This is a genomic window from Saccharopolyspora erythraea (assembly GCF_018141105.1).
Lineage (GTDB): Bacteria > Actinomycetota > Actinomycetes > Mycobacteriales > Pseudonocardiaceae > Saccharopolyspora_D > Saccharopolyspora_D erythraea_A.
In genome coordinates, this window is the sequence record NZ_CP054839.1 from 6,225,263 (window position 1) to 6,246,933 (window position 21,671).

The 21,671-nt window shown below is 69.5% G+C and carries 14 protein-coding genes and 1 pseudogene; 5 read left to right on the plus strand and 10 right to left on the minus strand.

Annotated features, from left to right (window positions below; genetic code table 11):
* Positions 1-31 precede the first annotated feature (31 nt).
* Together HUO13_RS27825 and HUO13_RS27830 are read right to left on the minus strand one after the other, a co-directional pair.
* Positions 32-1,258, minus strand: coding sequence for an iron-containing alcohol dehydrogenase (locus HUO13_RS27825; RefSeq protein WP_211897963.1), 1,227 nt, complete (start codon positions 1,256-1,258; stop codon positions 32-34).
* Positions 1,259-1,432: 174 nt separating this feature from the next.
* Complete coding sequence (locus HUO13_RS27830) at positions 1,433-2,899, minus strand: GAF domain-containing protein (protein ID WP_249124116.1); 1,467 nt, start codon at positions 2,897-2,899, stop codon at positions 1,433-1,435.
* 222 nt (positions 2,900-3,121) lie between these two features.
* On the opposite strand from HUO13_RS27830, the gene exaC reads away from it, so the two are divergent.
* From exaC to adhP, 4 genes are all read left to right on the plus strand, one after another.
* The gene (gene exaC, locus HUO13_RS27835) at positions 3,122-4,645 is read left to right on the plus strand and encodes an acetaldehyde dehydrogenase ExaC (RefSeq protein WP_211897964.1); all 1,524 of its coding nucleotides are present in this window, start codon (positions 3,122-3,124) and stop codon (positions 4,643-4,645) included.
* Positions 4,645-5,358 (plus strand): adenylate kinase, encoded by a 714-nt coding sequence (locus HUO13_RS27840; protein ID WP_211897965.1) that lies wholly within the window; start codon positions 4,645-4,647, stop codon positions 5,356-5,358. The genes exaC and HUO13_RS27840 overlap by 1 nt, the downstream gene beginning before the upstream one ends.
* 64 nt (positions 5,359-5,422) lie before the next feature.
* Complete coding sequence (gene acs, locus HUO13_RS27845) at positions 5,423-7,429, plus strand: acetate--CoA ligase (protein WP_211897966.1); 2,007 nt, start codon at positions 5,423-5,425, stop codon at positions 7,427-7,429.
* Between the two features lie 252 nt (positions 7,430-7,681).
* Complete coding sequence (gene adhP / locus HUO13_RS27850; RefSeq protein WP_211897967.1) at positions 7,682-8,695, plus strand: alcohol dehydrogenase AdhP; 1,014 nt, start codon at positions 7,682-7,684, stop codon at positions 8,693-8,695.
* 370 nt (positions 8,696-9,065) lie between these two features.
* Here adhP and HUO13_RS27855 read toward each other — a convergent pair.
* Together HUO13_RS27855 and HUO13_RS27860 are read right to left on the minus strand one after the other, a co-directional pair.
* Positions 9,066-9,307, minus strand: a pseudogene (locus HUO13_RS27855) (IS256 family transposase); the annotation flags it as partial.
* 397 nt (positions 9,308-9,704) lie between these two features.
* Positions 9,705-11,834, minus strand: coding sequence for an acetate--CoA ligase family protein (locus HUO13_RS27860; protein WP_211897968.1), 2,130 nt, complete (start codon positions 11,832-11,834; stop codon positions 9,705-9,707).
* Positions 11,835-11,927: 93 nt separating this feature from the next.
* On the opposite strand from HUO13_RS27860, the gene HUO13_RS27865 reads away from it, so the two are divergent.
* A complete protein-coding gene (locus HUO13_RS27865) occupies positions 11,928-12,827 on the plus strand; it encodes an acyl-CoA thioesterase (RefSeq protein WP_211897969.1) in 900 nt (299 codons plus the stop codon).
* A 41-nt stretch (positions 12,828-12,868) separates the two neighbouring features.
* Here HUO13_RS27865 and HUO13_RS27870 read toward each other — a convergent pair whose 3' ends face one another.
* Genes HUO13_RS27870 through HUO13_RS27895 form a run of 6 tightly spaced genes read right to left on the minus strand, consistent with a single transcriptional unit; the run spans position 12,869 to position 21,573 of the window.
* Positions 12,869-14,872: a 3-hydroxyacyl-CoA dehydrogenase NAD-binding domain-containing protein gene (locus HUO13_RS27870; protein ID WP_249124117.1), complete on the minus strand. Its 2,004-nt coding sequence runs from the start codon at positions 14,870-14,872 to the stop codon at positions 12,869-12,871.
* Entirely contained in the window at positions 14,869-16,050 is a 1,182-nt protein-coding gene (locus HUO13_RS27875) for an acyl-CoA dehydrogenase family protein (RefSeq protein ID WP_211897970.1), read from the minus strand. Before HUO13_RS27875 ends, HUO13_RS27870 begins: the two co-directional genes overlap by 4 nt.
* Positions 16,051-16,081: 31 nt before the next feature.
* Positions 16,082-17,242: an ABC transporter substrate-binding protein gene (locus HUO13_RS27880; protein ID WP_249124118.1), complete on the minus strand. Its 1,161-nt coding sequence runs from the start codon at positions 17,240-17,242 to the stop codon at positions 16,082-16,084.
* Entirely contained in the window at positions 17,235-19,013 is a 1,779-nt protein-coding gene (locus tag HUO13_RS27885) for an ABC transporter permease (protein ID WP_211897971.1), read from the minus strand. The genes HUO13_RS27880 and HUO13_RS27885 overlap by 8 nt, the downstream gene beginning before the upstream one ends.
* A complete protein-coding gene (locus HUO13_RS27890) occupies positions 19,010-20,131 on the minus strand; it encodes an ABC transporter ATP-binding protein (RefSeq protein ID WP_211897972.1) in 1,122 nt (373 codons plus the stop codon). Before HUO13_RS27890 ends, HUO13_RS27885 begins: the two co-directional genes overlap by 4 nt.
* A 47-nt stretch (positions 20,132-20,178) precedes the next feature.
* On the minus strand, positions 20,179-21,573 hold the full coding sequence (locus HUO13_RS27895) for an MmgE/PrpD family protein (RefSeq protein WP_211897973.1): 1,395 nt from the start codon (positions 21,571-21,573) through the stop codon (positions 20,179-20,181).
* Positions 21,574-21,671: the final 98 nt, after the last annotated feature.

A 21,671-nucleotide genomic window follows, 5' to 3' on the forward strand; every position in this document is an offset into this window, starting at 1 on the left:
CGGACGCGGTCACCACCGGACACTGCTGACCTCACATGGCGCTGCGGAACAGCGACTCGATCTCGGCCTGGGTGACCTGGCGGGGGTTGGTCGCCAGGCAGGCGTCCTTCATCGTGGTCCGCGCGAGGTCGGCCACGTTGTGCTCGCCGACCCCGAGGCACGACAACCCGCGCGGAACGCCCACCGAGTCGGCCAAATCCCGGACCCGGTCCGCCAGCACCTCGGCGACCTCGTCCGAGGGCAGACGGCCGGTGTCGATACCCGCGGCGGAGGCCAGCGGTACGTACCGGGCCGGGTCCTGCTCGGCGTTGAACCGGATGACGTGCGGCAGCAGAACACCGTTGATCACGCCGTGCGGCGCGTCGAGCAGGCCGCCGACCTGGTGGCTCATGGCGTGCGTGGCGCCGAGGATCGCGTTGGTGAACGCCATCCCGGCCGCCAGGGAGCCTTGGGCCATCGCGGTGCGTGGTTCCTCGTCAGCCGGGTCCAGCAGGGTTCGCAGCAGGTTCTTGGTCACCAAGTGCACAGCGTGCAGGGAATGGTGGTCGGTGAGGACGTTGTGCGCGAGGGAGACGTAGGACTCCATGGCGTGAGTCAGCGCGTCCAGACCGGTCGCCGCGTTCAGCCAGTCCGGCATCGTCGTGAGCAGGCGCGGGTCGATGATCGAGATCTCGGGCACCAGAGTTCTGCTGATGATGGTCGCCTTCGTCGCGTTCGCGGTGTCGGTGACCACGCAGAACTGGGACACGTCAGCTCCGGTCCCCGAGGTGGATGGCACCATGACCAGCGGTGGGATCGGGTTGACCACGTGGTCGACGCCCTCGTAGTCGAGGATGTGCCCGCCGTTGGCGGACAGAATCGCCACGCCCTTGGCCGCGTCGATGCACGAGCCGCCGCCGACCGCGATGATCACGTCCGCGCCTGCCTCGGCGTAGGCGTGATAGGCGGCCTGCACCTCGTGGTCCTTCGGATTCGGCGTCAGGTCGTGCCAGACGACAGGACCGAGCCCCGCCTCCCGCAGGTGCGCCACGGACTCCCGCACCCACCCCGCTTCGACGATCCCCGGGTCGGTCACCAGGAACGGGCGGCGGGCTCCGAGGCGGCGCGCCGAGTAGCCGAGCTCGGCCAGCGAGTCCGGGCCGAAGACGATTTCCGGGGCGTGGAACTTGGCCAGTGCCGGACGCTGCGCGCTCACCTGTTCGCAGCCGAGTTGGCGCGGCACGTACGCGTGTTCGAAAGCGATGTTCAGCTCCGGCATTCGCGTGGTCCTCCCGACTCACCGTTTAGCCTCGCCCGCGACACGTGGCGAGATCGGTTGCAAGCAGACCAGAAGCATTGCTGTGGCGTAAACCACACGTGAACCTACAAGAACGGACTGTACCTCGGAACCGTCCGAACGAGCACCTCCCGCCTGTCCGATCGGGTAGGTGCGCTACGCCTCTTCTTCGAGTAGGAGGCGGAGCCTGGTTTCGAGCACGTCGCGGTGGGGAGCGTCCGGAGCCGACAGGTCACGAGCCCGCTCCAGCACCTCCGGATCGTCGCGCCCCGCCTCAGTGTTGGCGAAGCGCCACAGGAGGTCGGGGTTCCCGGTGCCCAGCACCCAGCCTCGCATCGACGCGAGCAGTTCGTCACGCTCGGCGCGGACGGCGGCGGACTCCGAATCCGGAAGCAGCAGTCCGGCTCGCTCGACAGCGGCTTCGACATCCCCGCGGCGCAACGCCTCCCGGAGTACGAGCAGATCGGCGTCCACGTCGGCGGTGATGCGGTACGGCTTGGTTTCGACCACGTGGCGACCGAGCACGTTGCGGAGGCGGTGGATCTCCACCCGGACCGTGGTCGGGTTGCCCTGCTCACCGTGCAGGAGCAGCGCGAGCCGTTCCGCCGTCAGCCCGCGGGGATGCATCACGAGCAACGCGAGCATCTCGGCATGCCGCAGGCTCAACTCGTGGCGAACACCATCGACCGTGGCTGCTGGTGTTCCGCTTCCGAGCAGTTCCAGCGACAAGCGGGGTTTGCGGCGGGATCTGCGCTGCCCGACGCGCAGCAGGTAGCCGCCGTCGAGCGGTTCGAGCTCGGCCTCGCCCAAGCAGGCCCCGCCGTCGTCGAGTCCGACTCGCTGCCCGGGCAGAACGCGCGCTGTGGGAGCGCTCGCGACGACCCGGCCGGTGTGGCTCAGCAGCGCCGCGCCCTGACCGGCCTCGGCGAGGTGGTGCTCGTTGCGTTGCGTGAACAAGGCGTCGGAGGCGAGCAATCGCCAGCGGAGTTCGTTCTCGATGATCCGCGCCGCGGCCACCACGAGAGCCAGGAGTGCGGGATGCATGGTGTGCAAAGGGCCGCTGAGATCGATGGCGCCGAGCAGTGCTCCCGTTTCGGGGTCCCGGATGGGACAGGCGGCGCAGGTCCAGGAGTGGTAGGTGCGCACGAGATGCTCGGCGGAGTGGATCTGCACCGGTGCACCGGTGGCCAGGGTGGTGCCCATTGCGTTGGTGCCGATCGCGGTCTCGGCCCAGCGGGTGCCTTCGGCGAGGTGGACGCGGTCGGCGTCGCGGCGCACGGCGGGATGTCCCTCCCGCCACAGGATCGTACCGTCTGCATCCGTGATGATCATGACTTGACCGGCGCCCTCGGCCCCGTCCAGCAGGGTCTGGCGCAGCATCGGAACCCATCGCGCCAGCGGGTGCTGCTGACGAACCTCGTCGAGTTCGCCATAGTCGAACGACACCGGCGGTTCACCGAAGTCGGGCACGATCTGCGCCGCGAGCGAACGCCGCCAGGACTCGAACACGACGGGGCGCGGCTCATGCGGAGCCCGGTCTCCGGCCAGAACGGCAGCATGCACCCGCTCGAGCAGCCGGGCACGCTCCAGCGGGTCAACCGAAGACTCGTAGCTGATGTCCATTCGCCTGCACAGATTCTCGAGACCGCGACAACAGTCGGCTATTGGGTGTTTCATAGTGCGCGGCAACCGGCGTTACAGGCAAGTGTCCTCTCAGCCGGTTTTGTCTCCAGTGCAACGCCGCTGCAACGTCGCGACTCCTAGCTTCCTCGCCACACCAGAAGCATGCGTGGCCCAGGTCACCGCGACTCGAGAAGGAGTCGCACAACATCGAGAGGCAAAATAATGGCTTTGTATGCGGCGCCGGGTACGGCGGGTTCGGTCGTGGAGTACCGCTCGCGCTACGACCACTTCATCGGCGGCGAGTACGTGGCCCCGGCCGGGGGCGAGTACTTCGAGAACCCCACCCCGGTCACCGGCAAGACCTTCACCGAGATCGCCCGCGGCACCGCCGCCGACGTCGAGCGCGCGCTGGACGCCGCCGAAGGCGCCGCGCCGGCGTGGGGCCGCACCTCGGCGGCGGAGCGGGCAGGCGTCCTGCTGCGCATCGCCGACCGGATGGAGCACAACCTCGAAAAGCTCGCGGTCGCCGAGAGCTGGGAGAACGGCAAGCCGGTGCGCGAGACGCTGGCCGCCGACCTGCCGCTGGCCATCGACCACTTCCGCTACTTCGCCGGCGCTCTGCGCGCCCAGGAGGGCTCGATCTCCCAGATCGACGAGGACACCGTGGCCTACCACTTCCACGAGCCGCTGGGCGTGGTCGCCCAGATCATCCCGTGGAACTTCCCGATCCTGATGGCCACCTGGAAGCTCGCGCCCGCGCTGGCCGCGGGCAACGCCGTGGTCCTCAAGCCCGCCGAGCAGACCCCCGCCTCGATCCACGTGCTGCTCGACCTCATCGCCGACCTGCTGCCCGCGGGCGTGCTCAACGTGGTCAACGGCTTCGGCGTGGAGGCGGGCAAGCCGCTGGCCTCCAGCCCCCGGGTGCGCAAGGTCGCCTTCACCGGCGAGACGACCACCGGCAGGCTGATCCTGCAGTACGCCAGCCAGAACATCATCCCGGTCACCGTCGAGCTCGGCGGCAAGAGCCCGAACATCTTCTTCGACGACGTCGCCGCCCAGAAGGACTCCTTCTACGACAAGGCACTGGAAGGGTTCACCATGTTCGCCCTCAACCAGGGCGAGGTCTGCACCTGCCCGTCGCGGGCGCTGATCCAGTCCGGCATCTACGACGGGTTCCTGTCCGACGCCGTCGCGCGCACCGAGCGGATCAGGCAGGGCAACCCGCTGGACACCGAGACCCAGATCGGCGCGCAGGCCAGCAACGACCAGCTCGAGAAGATCCTGTCCTACATCGACATCGGCAGACAGGAGGGCGCCGAAGTCCTCACCGGCGGCCACCGCGTCGAGCTCGACGGCGACCTGGCGGGCGGCTACTACGTCGCGCCGACCATCTTCCAGGGACACAACAAACAGCGCATCTTCCAGGAAGAGATCTTCGGCCCCGTCGTCTCGGTCGCGAAGTTCGACGACTACACCGACGCGCTCAAGACCGCCAACGACACCCTCTACGGCCTCGGCGCCGGCGTGTGGTCCCGCGACGCGAGCACCGCCTACCGGGCCGGACGCGACATCCAGGCGGGCCGGGTGTGGGTCAACAACTACCACGCCTACCCCGCCCACGCCGCCTTCGGCGGCTACAAGCAGTCCGGCATCGGCCGCGAGACCCACAAGATGATGCTCGACCACTACCAGCAAACCAAGAACATGCTGGTGAGCTACTCCGACAACGCACTTGGCTTCTTCTGATGGCGAAAGACCCACAGGATCAGCCCACACGATTGGTCCTGTTAGGACCGCCAGGCGCCGGAAAGGGGACCCAGGCGCACGCGATCGCGACCAAGCTGGACGTGCCGCACATATCCACCGGCGACATCTTCCGGCGCGCCATCGAGGAAGGCAGCGACCTCGGTCTCGTCGCGAAAGCCCACATGGTCAGCGGTGAGCTGGTGCCGGACGGCATCACCATGACGATGGTGAGCAGGAGACTGGGAGAGGAAGACGCCTCCAAGGGGTTCCTCCTCGACGGGTTCCCACGAAACCTGGGCCAGGCACGGTACCTGGACGAAACGCTGCGCCGGTCCGGCGACGTCGTGGAGCTCGTGCTGGAACTGCACGTTCCCGCTGAGGACATCGTGCGGCGCCTCAGCGGAAGGCGCACGTGCGGGCAGTGCGGCCGGAGCTGGCACGTGGAGTTCAATCCGACAAGAGTGGAAGGGATTTGCGACACGTGCGCCGGCTCCCTCCACCAGCGCCAAGACGATCACCAGGACTCGGTCCGACGCCGCCTGGAACTCCACGAGCAGGAAACCGCTCCCCTGGCCGGGTACTACCAGGACAAGGGCGTGCTTTCGCGCGTCGACGCGGCCGGAACAGTCGAAGTCGTCAGCGAACGCGTCCTGGCCGTGCTCACCGCGCACAGCGCCGGGTCGAGGACGGAAGCAACGCCGTCGCAACGGTGAAAACCACAGGTTGCTCGGACCGCCCGCCGGCGGGTGGTCCGAGCCGTGAACGGAAATAGCGATCATGTCGTCAAAACGCGTCGAGAGGTTGGAAGTGGGCAAGCACTCTCAAAACACTTTGGACAACCTCATCCACGAAGAGCGGATCTTCCCGCCGTCCGGGGAGTTCGCCGCCCAAGCCAATGCGACGTCGGAGCTCTACGCCCAGGCCGACGCCGACCGTGAGGCGTTCTGGGCCGACCAGGCCCGCCACCTGCACTGGGACACCGAGTGGGAGCAGGTGCTGGACTGGTCCGGCGCCCCGTTCGCCAAGTGGTTCGTCGGCGGCAAGCTCAACGTCGCCTACAACTGTGTGGACCGCCACGTCGAGGCCGGCAACGGCGACCGGGTCGCCATCTACTGGGAGGGCGAACCGGGCGACTCCCGCGCCATCACCTACGCCGAACTGGCACGCGAGGTGGCCCGCACGGCCAACGCGCTGGCCTCGCTCGGTGTCGGCGCGGGCGACCGGGTCGCGATCTACCTGCCGATGCTGCCCGAAGCGGTCTACTCGATGCTGGCCTGCGCCCGGCTGGGCGCCCTGCACAGCGTCGTGTTCGGCGGGTTCTCCTCCGAAGCGCTGCGCACCCGCATCAACGACGCCGAGGCCAAGGTCGTCATCACCGCCGACGGCCAGTACCGCCGCGGCAAGGCCATGCCCCTCAAGACCAACGTCGACGAGGCCGTGGCCGCCACCCCCAGCGTCGAACACGTCCTCGTGGTCCAGCGCACCAAGACCGACGTCGAGTGGAACACCGACCGCGACAAGTGGTGGCACGAGACCGTCGAAGGCCAGCCCGAGGCCCACACCCCGGAGTTCTTCGACGCCGAGCACCCGCTGTTCATCCTCTACACCTCCGGCACCACCGGACGCCCCAAGGGCATCCTGCACACCTCCGGCGGCTACCTCACCCAGGCCGCCTACACCCACCGCACCGTCTTCGACCTCAAACCCGACACCGACGTCTACTGGTGCACCGCCGACATCGGCTGGGTCACCGGCCACACCTACATCGTCTACGGGCCACTGGCCAACGGCGCCTCCCAGGTCATCTACGAAGGCACCCCCAACACCCCGCACGAAGGCCGCCACTGGGAAATCGTGGCCAAGTACGGCGTCACGCTCTACTACACCGCGCCCACCACCATCCGCACCTTCATGAAATGGGGCGCCGAGATCCCCGCCCGCTACGACCTGTCCTCACTGCGGGTCCTCGGCAGCGTCGGTGAACCGATCAACCCCGAGGCCTGGATGTGGTACCGCGAACACATCGGCGGCAACCACGCCCCCATCGTCGACACCTGGTGGCAAACCGAAACCGGCGCGATCATGATCTCGCCGCTGCCCGGCGTCACCGCCACCAAACCCGGCTCCGCCCAGGTCCCACTGCCCGGCATCTCCGCCAAGGTCGTCAACGAGCAGGGCGAGCAGGTCGGCCCCGGCGGCGGCGGACTGCTCGTGCTCGACCAACCCTGGCCCGCGATGCTGCGCGGCATCTGGGGCGACGACGACCGCTACCGCGAAACCTACTGGTCCAAATTCGCCGACAAGGGCTACTACTTCGCCGGCGACGGCGCCAAATACGACGACGACGGCGACCTCTGGCTACTCGGCCGCGTCGACGACGTCATGAACGTCTCCGGCCACCGGATCTCGACCACCGAGGTCGAATCCGCCCTGGTCTCCCACCCCACCGTGGCCGAGGCCGCCGTGGTCGGCGCCAGCGACCCCACCACCGGACAAGGCATCGTCGCCTTCGTCATCCTGCGCGGCGGCACCGACGACGAAGCCTCCGGCGAAGCCGCCATCAAGGCCCTGCGCGACCACGTCGCCCACGAAATCGGCCCCATAGCCAAACCCCGCCAGATCATGGTCGTGCCCGAGCTGCCCAAGACCCGCTCCGGCAAGATCATGCGACGGCTCCTGCGCGACGTCGCCGAAAACCGCGAGATCGGCGACGTCTCCACCCTCGCCGACTCCTCCGTGATGGATCTCATCTCCGCCGGACTGGGCAAATCCACCGAGGACTGAAGACCACAAGACCACCGCCCGGCAGGCCGACGCCCCGACTCTGTCCCCGGCCTACCGGGCGGTTTCCACGTGCCGTCGTTTCGGCGCAGTTCTCTACTCGCAGACAACGCGAGTCACACCGAAAACCTGTCCGTTCGGAGAGCTCCCCCGTCAGCTTGCGGCGGTTACAAAGGAGTCCTGGTTCCGCGACACCGAAAACGTTCGCCCCTACAACGAATCAACACCGGATTCCAACCGGCTACAGGAGTCACCATGAAAGCCGCCGTCGTCCACGACTTCGCCAAGGAACTGACACTTGCCGAGGTCCCCAAGCCCGAACCGGGTCCGGGCGAAGTCGTCGTGAAGATCGAAACGTCCGGCCTGTGCCACACCGATATCCACGCGGCGCACGGTGATTGGCCGGTCAAGCCCAACCTCCCGCTCATCCCCGGCCACGAGGGCGTCGGCATCGTCGAGAGCGTCGGCGCGGAGGTGACCGAAGTCGCCGAAGGCGACCGGGTGGCCATCCCGTGGCTCGGCGTCGCTTGCGGCATCTGCGACTACTGCACCAGCGGTTGGGAAACGCTGTGCGAGAAGCAGCTCAACACCGGCTATTTCATCGACGGCGGCTACGCCGAGTACGCCAAGGCATCGGCGAAGTACGTCGCCAAGGTCCCGGACGGCGTGGACCCGTTGGACGCCGCACCGCTCACCTGCGCGGGCGTGACGACCTACAAGGCGGTGAAGCTTTCCGGCGCCCGCCCGGCCGCCACCGTCGCCGTGTTCGGCATCGGCGGACTCGGCCATCTCGCCCTCCAGTACGCCAAGATCTTCGGTGCGAGGGTCATCGCGGTCGACGTGGTGGACGAGAAGCTCGAACTCGCCCGGGAACTCGGGGCTGACCACACCATCAACGCCCTCACCGAGGACCCCGTGGAGGCGATCAAGGACCTCGGTGGCGCCGACGCCGCGATCTCGGTCGCGGTGGCGCCGAAGGCGTTCGAACAGGCCTACAGCTCGCTGCGCCGAGGCGGTAAACTCGTGTTCGTCGCGCTGCCCGCGGACAACCAGGTGCAACTGCCGATCTTCGAGACGGTTCTCAACGGCATCACCATCATCGGCTCTATCGTGGGCACGCGGGGTGACCTGGACGAGGTCTTCAGGCTGCACCAGCAAGGTCGTACCAGGGTGATCCGGGAAAGTCGTCGCCTCGAAGAGGTCAACACCTGCTTCGAGGAAGTCGAGAAGGGACAGGTCAAAGCCCGGCTTGTGTTCGACCTGCGCTGACTGCGCCGACTCCGAATCCGCTTGGCTCCTGCGCTTCGGTCAGCACGGTGTCGGTGTACGCAGAACACGCGATGAGCAACACCGCACCGACAGCTGAATAACCTTTATTGCAGCTCGTCACTGCGGCAAGCAGGCGGCGCGGTGTGCTCCGGCACACCGCACTGCCTGCGATTGTGTTGCCAGTACGGCGTAGCCCCCTGTACCGCGCCAAAAACTCGATTCGTTTGCGTGATCTGGGATTTCGTTGAGCCTTGCAATCGCGCCATGATCGCGGATCGTTGCTGCTTCGACTGGTGTACACGGCGTCGGTGACGGTGTTCGGCGGCCGTAGCGAGCCTGTCAAGTGGTTTGTGTATATGTCTTTGGCGGGTCAGTTGAGGTAGGTGTCGAGTCGGTCGGGGAAGTAAAGTGCGAGGGCGCCGGGGCTTGTTTCCAGCCGTGGACGGTGGCGCCTTCGACCAGGCGTGCGGGGGCGTTGCGCTGGTGGGCGGGTAGTCCGCGTTGCTCGGCGCGCTTGCGGGCTCGTTTGTCTTCGATGTCGCGGGTGGCCAGCCACAACAGCTTGATCACCGCGTCGTCGGAGGGGAAGTGCCCACGGTTTTCGATGATCTTCACGAAGACAACGTCAAACAGCCCGCTGACCTGCGCTTACGCGCCAGTCAGCGGGCTGTTTCGACCGTCGGGACCAGTGTGCCCGGCGCAGTAAAGGAGTCGATATTCGCAGCTGCCCGGATGTGCAGGGTCTGCCTCGACGACCGTCTCGGTGTCTGCCCATTCACAGTCCTGGGAACGACTTGGTCGGCCACCGACCCTCCGATTGCGTGGCGTCCGCGCGGTGGCCAGTGCCAGAATTGCGCCGGGGCCGCCTGTCACGCCCACCGCATTCCGGACGAGCAACAAGCGCTGCCCGAACGGCACGTCGTCGCTGGCGGCCGGTCCACCAGCACCGTGATAACCGTGGACGCCCTGGGCGTGCCCCGCACGGGGCCGCGGCACACAGATCACTGCATCACGCACGTCCGGACTTCTCGTCATCGATACGGCGAACCAGCGCGTCGAGCGCGACGACCCCTTCGGTGCGCACGAGGACCGGGTTCGCCTCTGCCTCCACTATGGACGGATGCTCGACCGCGAGGCGTGACAGCGCGACCACAGCGTCGGCCAGCGCCGGGATGTCGCCAGCCGGCGCGCCGCGGTGCCCCTTGAGCACAGCCAGACCGGCGACCTCGTCGATCATCTGCTGCGCAGTCGCTCGATCCACCGGGGCCAGCCGGACGGCGCTGTCGTCGTACAGCTCGGCCTGCACACCGCCGGTGGAGAGCACCACGACCGGGCCGACGTCCGGGCTACGCCGGTAGCCGACCAGCACCTCCGCCACGCCTTTTTCCGCCATCGGCTGCACGAGCACCCGGTCGACAGTGATTCCGGCCCTTTCCGCGACGTCGACGGCGATCTTGCGAACAGCGGCGCGCAGCGCGTCGGCGTCGGCGACACCGAGGACGACGCCGCCGACGTCGGTCTTGTGCGCGAGCTGGTCGGAAAGCGCTTTGACCACGACCGGGTAGCCGAAGGGCAGGGTGATCTCGTCGTCGATCGAGGCGGTCTTGAGCGCCACCGACGGCAGGGGCGGGACACCGCCACCGGCGAGCAGCTCGGCCGACGCCTGCTCGTCGAGAAGCCGGGGAGTGCCCTCAGGCAGACCGGCGATCCGCTTCGGGTCGATGGTGGCCGACCGGCGGGAGAACGCGGCGGCGATCGCGTCCGCGCAGGACTCGGGAGTGCGGAAGGCGGGAACGCCGGAGGATGCGAGCAGATTCGCCGCGTCTGGAGCCTCAGGCAGTGCGAAACCGACAACCGGGACGGCATGCCCGCCGCGCTCGGCCAGCGCCTGCACGGCTAGCTCGGGGTTGAGCCGGGCCGAGGAGCCGATGACGAACAGGACCAGGTCGAACTCACCGGAGTCCTGCAGCTCGCGCAGCGCCGCGGAGACGACGTCGTGCTTCGCGCCGGCCAGGCCGAGATCGGCGATCAAGCTGTGCGGCACCGGGGCACCCGCGGCGGCCATGCGCTCGACAAGCTCGTGGCTGGGCCCGCGCACGGACAGGCCGCGCAACGCCAGCTGGTCCACCATGATCGCCGCGCCGCCGCCGGTGGTGGTGACGACGCCGACCCTCGGTCGGGCGGGGCCGTCCGAGGGAATCCGCTCCAGCAGCGCCGGGGCCTCGCACAGGCCCTCGAAAGTGGCGACCCGGACGAAACCGCACGCCCGGAAGAATGCCTCCGCCTCGCTGTCCTCCCCGGCTAGGGCACCGGTGTGCGACACGGTGAGCGCCGCCGCCTCATCGGAGCGGCCCAGCTTGTAGACCGCGACCGGTTTGCCCGCGCGGTGGGCCGCGGCTGCGAAGTCGGCCAGGTCGCCGGCGTGTCGCAGCGACTCCAGGAACAGCGCGTAGGAGGTGATTTCCGGGTCGTCCAGGGTCGCCGAGCAAATCTCCCCCAGCGACAGGTCCGCCTCGCCGCCGGTGGAGACCAGGCCGGCGAACCCGATCCCGCGGCCGCGCGCCCGGGACACCATCGCGCCGATCACGCTGCCCGACTGCGAGGCGACGAAGATGCCGCCGGTCGGGGTATCCGCCTCGCCGAATGCGGCATTGCCGGTGAGCATGACGCCGTTGCGCGGGTTGACCACGCCGAGGCTGGACGGGCCGACGACCCGCGTCGGCCCCTGCGCGGCGGCAGCGCGCAGCCGGTCCTCGCGCGCCTTGCCCTCCGCGCCTTCCTCCGCGAAGCCGGAAGACAGCACGGTGACCACCGGCACGCCGAGGCGGGCGGCCTCGGCCACGGTGTCGACGGCGGCGTCGGCGCCGGTCATCACGTAGACGTGGTCGGGCACGGCTGGCAGCGCGGACAGCCTCGGGTACGCCTTCTCCCCCTGGACGGTCTCCCTACGCGGGTTGACGAACCAGGCGGTGCCCTCGTAGCCGGCCGCCGCGAGGAACCGCTGGGGGCGGCCGGTCGTCTTCTTCGGGTCGTCGGAGGCTCCCACGATCGCGACCGACGCGGGGTGCAGCAACGGGCCGGACAGCGCGGCCACGCCCGGAGCGCGGTCAGCCTGCGACGGTGTGGGGTTCGGTGCCATCGGCTCTCCTCGGCTGAATGCGGCGTGTCACCGGACCGAACCGGCGCCACCTTGCTCAATACTCTATAGACTATTTGCTGTAGTGTCTGCGGTGTGGACCACATTGACACGGAACGCCCCGATGCCGGACTCAGCGGCGACGAAACCTCTCTGCCCGGAGTGATCAACCGGACCCCGCTCGCCGATCGGATCGCACTGCGCCGCGAGGACGGATGCCTGGAGGGCTCCCCCGTCGCCGGGTTCGACCAGCGCGTGTTCGGCGGCCACCTGCTCGCCCAACTCGTCCTGGCGGCCGGCGCACACGCACCTGCCCGCCGGGTCGTCGAGTCGCTGCACGTCTGTTTCCTCCGCCCCGGACGACCGGACGAGTCGATCGCGTACCAGGTCCGAACCGTCCGAACGGGCCGCACCCGCACCGTGCTCGCCGTCGGTGCCGAGCAGTCGGGACGCGAACTGGTCACCGGCCTCGTCTCGCTGGGCCCCGGCGAGAGGAACAGCTCCACCGCCTCGGTGCGGCCGCCTCAGGTTCCGGAACCCGAATCGCTCCCCTCACTCCCGCAGCGGCGGACCGCCGGGCTACCCGCGGACGGGGTCCGACTGCCGCCGCACGGCGACTGGCGCACCGCCTCCCGGCCGCTCGACGTGCGCCCGGTGGACGATCCATCGGCACCGCGCTGCCTGTGGCTGCGAGCCGACCCGGTTCCGGGCGCCGACAGCCATCTGCGGCGCGCGGTGCTGGCGTTCGCATCGGACCGCTCGCTGGTGCCGGTGATCGCCCGGGACCGCGGCGAGCGGGCGGGCCTGCACCGGCCCGCGGCCAGCGCGGACCACGCGATGTGGTTCCACACCGACTCCGAGCCGGGCAACTGGTTGCTCTACGTGCAGGACTGCCCGGCCGCCGGGGAGCGCGGCGGGCTGGCCCGCGGCACCCTCTTCGAGAGGGACGGCCGAGTCGTGGCGTCAGTCGCCCAGCACGCCGTGCTGCTCGACTGACCGATCTCCTGAGACGACGGCGAACGGACAGCGCGGTCCGGTCAGCGCAGCAAGTCCGGGTCACCGGGCCGGAATCCCCATCCGAGAGCCGCACCCAGCCGTTGAATGGCTGCCGCGTACTCCGCGGGCGGTCGGGTTGCCGCCCAGTGACACGGTCCACCGAGGCGTTCCGGGAAGCCGTAACCCCGTGTCATCAGCACGTCGATGTCACCGGGTCTGGTCGCTATTCCCTCGGCAAGCACCAACGCTGCCTCGTTCGCAGTGGCAGTCAGCACCCTTTCGACGATCTCCACCGTGCCGATCTCCCGCGGGGCGATCCCATGGGCGGCGCGGGCCTCGGCAATCAACACCTCGGTGGCCGGGTCGTCGTAGGGGGTGCGATCCCCGGTGACGTACCGATACCAACCAGCGCCGGTCTTCTGCCCGAGCCTGCCTTTCTCCACCAACCGGTCGGCCAGGTCCGAGTACCGCTCGCGCGGCTCCCGGGCGGCGTCCCGCCGCCTGCGCGCATGCCAGGCGACGTCGAGTCCGGACATGTCAGCCACCGCGAACGGGCCCATCGCGACGCCGACGTCGAGCAGCGCCTCATCCACCTGCCGCGGCGTCGCTCCCTCCTCCACCAGCAGCTCGCACTGGTGCCGGTACGCGGAGAAAATCCGGTTCCCTACGAACCCGTCGCAGACTCCGACGATCACCGGGAGCTTGCCCAGCAGGCGCGCCGCGGACAGTACGTGGTCCAGCGCGTCCTGGGAAGTCGCTCGTCCTCGCACGACCTCCAGCACGCCGGTGCGGTGCGCGGGAGCCAGGAAGTGCATGCCAAGCACTCGCTCCGGGTCGGCGACGGCGGTCGCCGCCAGCGCGTCGATGTCGAGGTAGGAAGTGTTGGTCGCCAGCGGCAGCCCTGGTCGGACGGCGCCGGCGACCTCGCCGAGTACGGCGGCCTTCACGCCGCGGTCCTCGACGACGGCCTCCACCACCAGGTCCGCATCCGACAGCACATCTAGCGCGGTCCCGGTGCGCAGCCGGGCGGCGGCATCGCCTCCGGCACGCGCCACCTGGTCGGCGGCCCGCTCCAGCGCGGCCGGATCGCGGTCGACGAGGGCCACGTCGGCGCCGGCTGAGACGAAAGCCCGGGCTATGCCGGCACCCATCGTTCCGGCCCCGACCACGCCGACTGTCCGGATCGGACGCCCGACCTTGGGTCGTCCGGCCCGGGCGACCGCGGTTCGAGCGAAGAACAAGTGCCTTCGGGCGGCGGCCTCGGGCCCGCGCCGCAGCCGGGTGAACTCGGCGCGCTCGTGCCGCAGTGCCGCCGTCGCGGGTAGCACGGTCGCGGCCAGCACCGCACCTGCCGCGGCCAGGACGCCCGGGGTTGCTCCGTGCCGGGAGATCAGCCGACGGGCGGTTTCCTCGAACAGCACCGGTTTCCCCGTCCGTGGCGGCAGGGTGCTGAGCACGCACTTGGCGGTGCTCCGGGCCGCGGCCACCGCGGCGTCGCGCAGCCGATCCGTGACGACCTCGTCGACCAGGCCGAGCTCGCCGGCCACCCCGACCGGGATCGGTTCGGCCGCAACCACCAGGTCGAGCAGGCGGTCGGGTTCCAGCAGCCGCACGCCGCGGACGATCCCCCCGGCTCCCGGGATCATCCCGAGGCCGACCTCGGGCAGTCCGACCCGGCAGCCGGCGAGAGCGACCCGGCGGTCGCAGGCCAGGGCGAGTTCCAGCCCGCCGCCGAGGGTGGCGCCGGACAGCGCCGCGACCACAGGCCGCGGATGTGCCTCGATCGCGGCAAGGACCTCGGGTAGCTGCGGTTCCGGCAGCTCGTCGACGGAGAACTCGCGCAAGTCCGATCCGGACATCAGGTGCTTGCCCGCACCGATCAGAACCACGCCGGTCACCGTCTCGTCCGCGGCGGTCGCCCGCAGCGCGTCCAGCAGCCCGGCCCGGACCGCCGCCGTGCTCGCGTTCACCGGCGGGTTGTCGAGCACGACGACGGCGACATCGCCGTCGCGCTCGACACGCACCGGTCCCCGGTCGCCGCTCACGACGCCGCCCGCTGCGGGAACCGGCGGCCGAAGATCTCCTCCGCGATCCGGTTCTTCATCATCTCCAGCGACCCGCCGGCGATCATCCAGCCGCGGGTGCGGCGCTGGCAGTACTCGACCAACGACTCGGTGCTGTAGCCCAGCGCGCCCATCATCTGCATCGCCGCGTCGGCCGCCTGGAATCCAGCGGTGTTGGCGGCGTACTTCGCGACGGTGGTCTCGTAGGCCGAAGGCAGCCCGCCCTCGGCGTTGGCCACCGCACGGGCGAGCAGGGCGTCGGCGGCGTCCAATGCGACAGCGGCCTCGGCGAACGTCCACTGCACACCCTGGAACTCGTTGAGCGTGCGGCCGAACTGGGTGCGGTGGGACACGTGCTCGCGGGCGAGGTTGAACGCGAGCCTGCCCAGTGCCAGTGAGCGGGAGGCGTTGCCGATGCGCTCGACGTTGAAGCCGCTCATCTGCTTCTTGAACCCGCCGGGGCCGAGCAGGATCCGCGACTTCGGGATGCGGCAGTCGTCGAAGTAGAGCTGAGCCCAGGTCTCGCCGCTCATGTAGGCCGACGGCTCGCCGACCTGGAAGCCGGGGTCACCGCGCTCGACCAGTACCGACCCGATGTTGCGGGTGCCGGGGCCGAAGCGGACGTAGACCAGGAACAGGGTGGCGTCCGCGCTGTGCGTGCCCCAGATCTTGGTGCCGTTGACGACGAGGGCGTCGCCGTCCTCCACAGCACTGGTGGTGAGTTCGGTGGCTGCCGACCCTGCCTCGGGCTCGCTCATCCCGAGCGAGAGCAGACCTCGTCCGGCGAGGAGATCGGGCAGGTACTCCGCCTTCTGCTCTGTGGTGCCGAATTCGGCGAAGGTGCGGATCGCGCCGAAGTTGCCTGCCTGCAGGATGTCGGCGCTTTTCGGGCAGTGCTGGGCGACCGCCTGGATCACCGCGACCGCGGTGCCCAGCCCGGCTCCTTGTCCGCCGTCCTGCTCGGAGATCGTCAGGCCCAGCAGGCCTTGTTCCCCCAGCGTGGCAGCGATGTCCCAGGGGTAGCGCGGGTCGTGCGCCCGCTCCAGCGCGCCGGGGGCCAGGTGCCGCGCGGCGAACGCGTTGACCGAGTCGAGCAGGTCGTTGCGGGCCAGGTCGTCAGCGTCCGCACCGTCGGCCGGACGGTCGAGGATTGAAGTCATTCTGGTGCCTTCCGTGGGCGTGGCGGCTGGTTCAGCCGATGAAGTCGAACTTCTGCTTCCACAGCTTTTCGTCGGCCTCCGCATGCCGGGCGAATCCGTCCTCGTCGAGCAGGTGGAAGCGCGGTGAGTCGGCCGTCGGCAGCTCGTATTCACCGGCGCGGACCGGACCGATGTCGGTGCGGACCGGGACGAAGCCTTGGGAGCCGACGAACTTCTGGCCGGCCTTGGACAGCGACCAGTTGGCGAACACCTGGGCGGCCGGGTTGTCGGCTCCCTTCGGGGTCAGCCCGAGCGGGCCTTCGGAGGCCGAGACACCTTCCTCCGGAACGACCAGACGGATGGGAGCACCGTGGCTCTGCGCGCCGAAGGCGTTGTTGAAGCTGACGGTCGCGATCGAGATCTCGCCCCGGGCCAGGGCGTCCACTTCGGTCGACGTGGAGTTGAACACCCGGGGCTGCTGAGCAGCCAGGCGGTCGAGGTACTGCGGACCGAACTCCTCGATCTGGAACCGGGTGAGCGCCTGCAGGGTGCCGCCGGTGGTGATCGCGACGATCCCGAGCTGCCCTTCGTAGCGGGGGTCGGCGAGGTCCTCCCAGCCGTCCGGCGGATTCTGAGTGTGGATGGCGGAGTTGTAGGCCATCGCGTTCACGAAGTAGTAGGCCGGGAACCAGTTCGCGTCGACCGTGGCGCCCGCCGCGGCCAGCTTGTCGTGGAACGGCGTCCGGTAGGGCACGTACACCCCGGCCTCGCCGAAGTCGCGTGCGGTGCGCGGATCGGTCAGCCGGATCACGTCGGCCCCGAGACGACCAGCGCCATGCTCGGACAGCGCTCGCTCTGCGAGCTTGTTGTTCGGCAGCCGGGTCAGCTCGACCTGGATGCCGGTCTCCGCGGTGAACCGCGCCAGCGTGAGATCCTCGGCTTCCTTGCCCGCGGCCGAGTACAGCACCAGCTTCTTGCCCCTGGCGGCGTCGTAAAGCGCCTTGTCGGCGATCTTCTCGCCGTCGATGGTCAGGCCGTCGGTGGCGTCCACCTGCGCCGGGGCGAGCAGCTTGGCCGCGCGAGCAGCCGGTGTGTTGTGCACCGACCCTCCGCAGGCCGACATCAGCAGGCTCACCACGACCAAGAGGGCCAGCAGCCCCGTGCTGCACACCCGGTGCGCTCCGCAGCGGGGGGACGTCGTCGTCTCAGGCACCGTGGCCTCCCGGGCCCGCGCCGAACCGGCGGGGCAGGTAGCTGAGCAGGAACATGATCGCGCAGTAGATGAGCGCGGTGGCGGAGGCTTCGCTGAGCGCGCCGCCGTTCTCGAACTGGTCGTAGATCGCGATCGAGAGGATCTCGGTGTCGGAGGTGTAGAGGAACAGCGGCACGGTCAGCTCACGCATGCTCAGCATGAGCAGGAGGAGGAACGTGGACAGCACCGAGACCCGCAGCAGCGGCACGGTGATCACGGCGATCGCGCGACTGCGGCGCGCGCCGAGCATGACGGCGCTGTCCTCCAGGTCCCGGTCGGTGGCCCGGATCGAGGCGGCGATACCCCGGAACCCCTGCGGCATCTGAACCGCGACGAAGCCGATGATCAGCACCGCGAGCGTGCCGTATACCGGCAGCGGCATGACAAGCCAGGTCCAGAGCAGGCCGATACCGAGCACGACGTGCGGGATGGCCAACGGGACCATCGACACGTTCTCCAACGCACCGCGACCGCAGGACTTGGTGCGGTACACCACGTAGCCGACCACGAAGGCCAGCGCAGTGCCGATGGCCGCGGCGGCGACCGAGACCACGACGCTGTTGGTGGCTGCCCCGAGGAACCCGTCGGAAGCCAGTGCTGTGGCGAACGAACTGGCGTCGAGCGCACCCGGCTCGGCGAGCTCGCCGAACGAGCTCATGTATGGCGAGCTCCGGACCGCCGACAACAGCAGTGCGAGCAGGGGCAGCACGATCGACAGCGCGAAGTAGCCCACCGCGACGACCAGCGCCGGGGTCCGCCAGCGGCCCAGCGCGATCGTGCGGGCCTTGACGCCCTTGCCCGACACCGTGGTGAACGAGCGGTTGGCCAGGTAGCGGCGCTGCATCCAGGTGACCGCCAATACCACCGCGACGAGCACGATCGCGATCACCGCGGCCTCGTTGCCCCGCGACGGGGTGGAATTCATGAGCTTGTAGATGAAGGTCGGGAGGGTGTCGATCCCGCCCGGGGTGGCCAGCACCTGCGAGACCGGGAAGTTCTCGAACACGAGCACGAAGATCAGCAGGCCGGATCCCAGGATGGCCGGCAGCGACAGTGGCAAGGTGATCGAGCGGATGGTGCGCCAGGTCGGGCTGCCGTGCACGCCGGCCGCGTCCTCGAGGTCGGGATTCATCAGCGACATCGAGCTGTGAATCATCAGGAAGGCGTAGGGCGCGTAGTACATCGCCATCACCACGACGACGCCGACGATGGTGTAGACGTTCACGACCGGTCCCGTCGCACCGAGGTCGCGGAACGCGACGTTGATCAGCCCCGCGCCCGGGCTGGCCAGGATCGACCAGGCCAGCGCGCCCACGTAGGACGGGAGGAACAGCGGCATCAGGCCGATCAGGTAGAGGAAGCCGCGGGCTCTGGCGTCGGTCCGGGCGACGACGAAGGCGAGCGCCCCGCCGATCGCCAGCGCCAGCACCGTGGCGCCGACCGCGATGAGCAGCGAGTTGCCCGCCGCTATGAGCACTCCCTCAGCCGCGAGGACCCGCAGGTTCTCCAGCGTGAAGGCGAGCCCGGAGTTGCCCGGCCGGGGCACGTCGGTGGCGAACGCCGCCACCACGATCAGCGCCGCGGGGACCAAGACCAGGAAGGAGATGAACGCCAGCAGCGGCAGCCCGAGGACCCGGGTTCGCAGCGGGATCGGATTGCGGTGTCTGCGGCGCGGCACGCCGGCATCCGGTGGGGCCGCCGCGGGGGCGGGTCTGGTCCGGGTCGTGGTCATGCGGCAACGACCTCCTGCGCGTCCGCCACGTGCTCTGGCAGCAACCGGACGGCGGGGGCTTCGACGCGGAGCGAGACCTCGGTCCCAGCGGTGAGCGTGCCGGTCGTGGGCGGCGGGCAGATCGCCTCCACCGCCAGACCGGCGCCGGTGCGCACGGTGCAGCGGATCGAAGCTCCCTGGAAGACCGCCACTTCGACGGTGCCGTGCAACCGGTTCATCGACGGCGGGTCGGTCTCCTCGGGAGTGCCGGCGTCGACGCGGACGTGCTCGGGCCTGATGCACGCGAAACGCGAGTCGGCGCCGCCGGCGCCGATGTCGTCGACCACCAGCTCCTGACCGTGGCCGGCCAGAAGAACCCGGTTGCCCTCGCACTTCTCGACCTCGAAGACGTTGGTGACGCCGAGGAAACCGGCGATGGACGCGCTGGCCGGAGCGGCGTAGATCTGCTCCGGCGTGCCGAGCTGGGTGATCCGGCCGCCTTGCATGATGGCGATCCGGTCGGCGAGCGAAAGCGCCTCCTGCTGGTCGTGGGTGACGTAGAGGCTCGTCAGACCGCGCTCGACCTGGATCCGGCGCAGCTCGACCCGCAACTCGTCGCGCAACCGCGCGTCGAGGTTGGACAGCGGCTCGTCCAGCAGCAGCACCGCAGGCTCCATGGCCATCGAGCGGGCCAGCGCGACCCGCTGCATCTGGCCACCGGAGAGCATGCTGGCCCCGCGCTCGCCCAGGTGACCCAGACCGACGACGTCGAGCACGCCGAGGGCCTTGCGCCGGGCCTCGGCCCGGCCGGCCCCCTTCATCTTCAGGGGGAACGCGACGTTGTCGAGCACGGTCATGTGCGGCCAGACGGCGTAGGTCTGGAAGACCATGCCGACGTTGCGCTTGTGCGACGGGACCGACATCCCGCTCGCCCCGTCGTACACCGTCCGGTCGCCGATGGTGATCCGGCCGCCGGAAGGCGACTCCAGACCGGCGATGCACCGCATGGTGCTCGTCTTCCCGCACCCCGACTGCCCCAGCAGGACGACAGAACTGCCGTCGGGGATCGTCAGGTCCAGGTTCTTCACGGCTCGGTGCTCCCCGTAGGTGAGCTCCAGTGCTTCGACACCAACCCTCATTGGATGGCTCCTCGCAAGTGGTGCGGTCAGTCGTGGGGCGTGCTGGTTCAGCCGGCGACGAGCGCGCGGGACCGGATCGCGCGGTCGACGTCGGCCAGGAAGTCCAGCCCCTCGAAGGCCCGGACAGCGGTGATGAGGTCGGCGGTGGCGGCCGCGCCGACCACCGGTTCGCACAACCCGCGGACCTTGTCCTCGAGCGCCTCGTCGGACAGCGGGTTCGCCGGCTCGCCGTACGGATGCTGCACCCAGGTGGTGCGGGTGCGCCCGCTGGTGAACTCGACGGTGGTTCTCGCCGGGCGTCCGGACCGGGGGTAGGCGGCGTCGGCGTCTGGATCGACGGTCACCGAGACGCGGCCCATCAGAGCCCGGACCGCGGCGTCCTCGCGGGCAGCGGGCTCGAAGTCGGTCAGAGTCACCGCGCCCCTGGTGAGGGCGACGGCGACCGCGTAGGGCAGGCTCAGCTGCGCCTGCAGGATCGTGTCCAGGTCGGTCCCGGTGTGCCGGGCGGCGATCGGGAACGTCTCGACCCGCACCGCGGCGATATCGGCCGGGTCGATCTCGTGCTCGCGACGCAGCCGCAGCGCACCGTCGATGGCACCGTGCAGGTGCCGACAGCACGGGTAAGGCTTGACGTAGGTCTTCAGCACGACCCACTGCTCACCGAGTCCGTCGGTGACGCGCTCGGGGAACCATGCCTCCCCCACCGAACCAGCGTAGGCGGCGAAGTATCCGTCGGTGCCTTCCAGGACCGTGGTCGGACCGGTGAGTCCGGCGACGGCCAGGTCCGCTGCGGCGATACCGTCGCGGGCGGCCTTGCCCGGGTGGAAGCGCTTGACCTCGGCCGAGTCCCCGAGGAACTCGAACAGCCCGCCCGCGTGGGATCCGGCGATGCCGAGTGCGTGCGCGGTCTCGGTTTCCGACAGCCCGCGGAGCACGGCCGCCGCGGCGGTGGCGCCGAAGACTCCGCCCAGCGGGGTGTTGTGGAAGTGCCGGTTGCGGGTGGCCGGGTGGCCGGCGGCGGCGATCCGGCACGCGAGTTCCATGCCGATCGCGGCCGCGGTGCGCACGCGTCCGGCGTCGGCGCCGAGGCTCTGGCCCAGGGCGAACACCGTCGGCAGCACCACCGAGGTGGGGTGCATGCTGCCCGGGGTGTAGCCCTCGTCGGACTCGATGCCGTGCCCGTTGGTTCCGTTGACCAGCGCCGCACCCAGGACTGACGACGCTCCGTGCCCGATCGCGGTCGCCGCGTCACCGGAGTAAAGGGCAGCCGTGTGCCGTGCGACAGCCCCGGACACCGGGCTCACCGAGCTGGCCACCATGCCGCCCACCGCGTCGAGCGTCATCCGGCGCAGGTGGTGGTCGAGGTCGGCGGGCAGTGGCCGTGCCTGCTGCTCGACGATCCACTTCGCGACGTGCCGGGTCAGTCCCGCATGTGCGTCCATGCACTTCTCCCGCTCAATGTGCTCGGGCCGCCCTCGTTGGCGGCTGCAGAGAAGCTACATACTCTATAGAGTGTTGTCCATGGATACCGGTCGGCTAC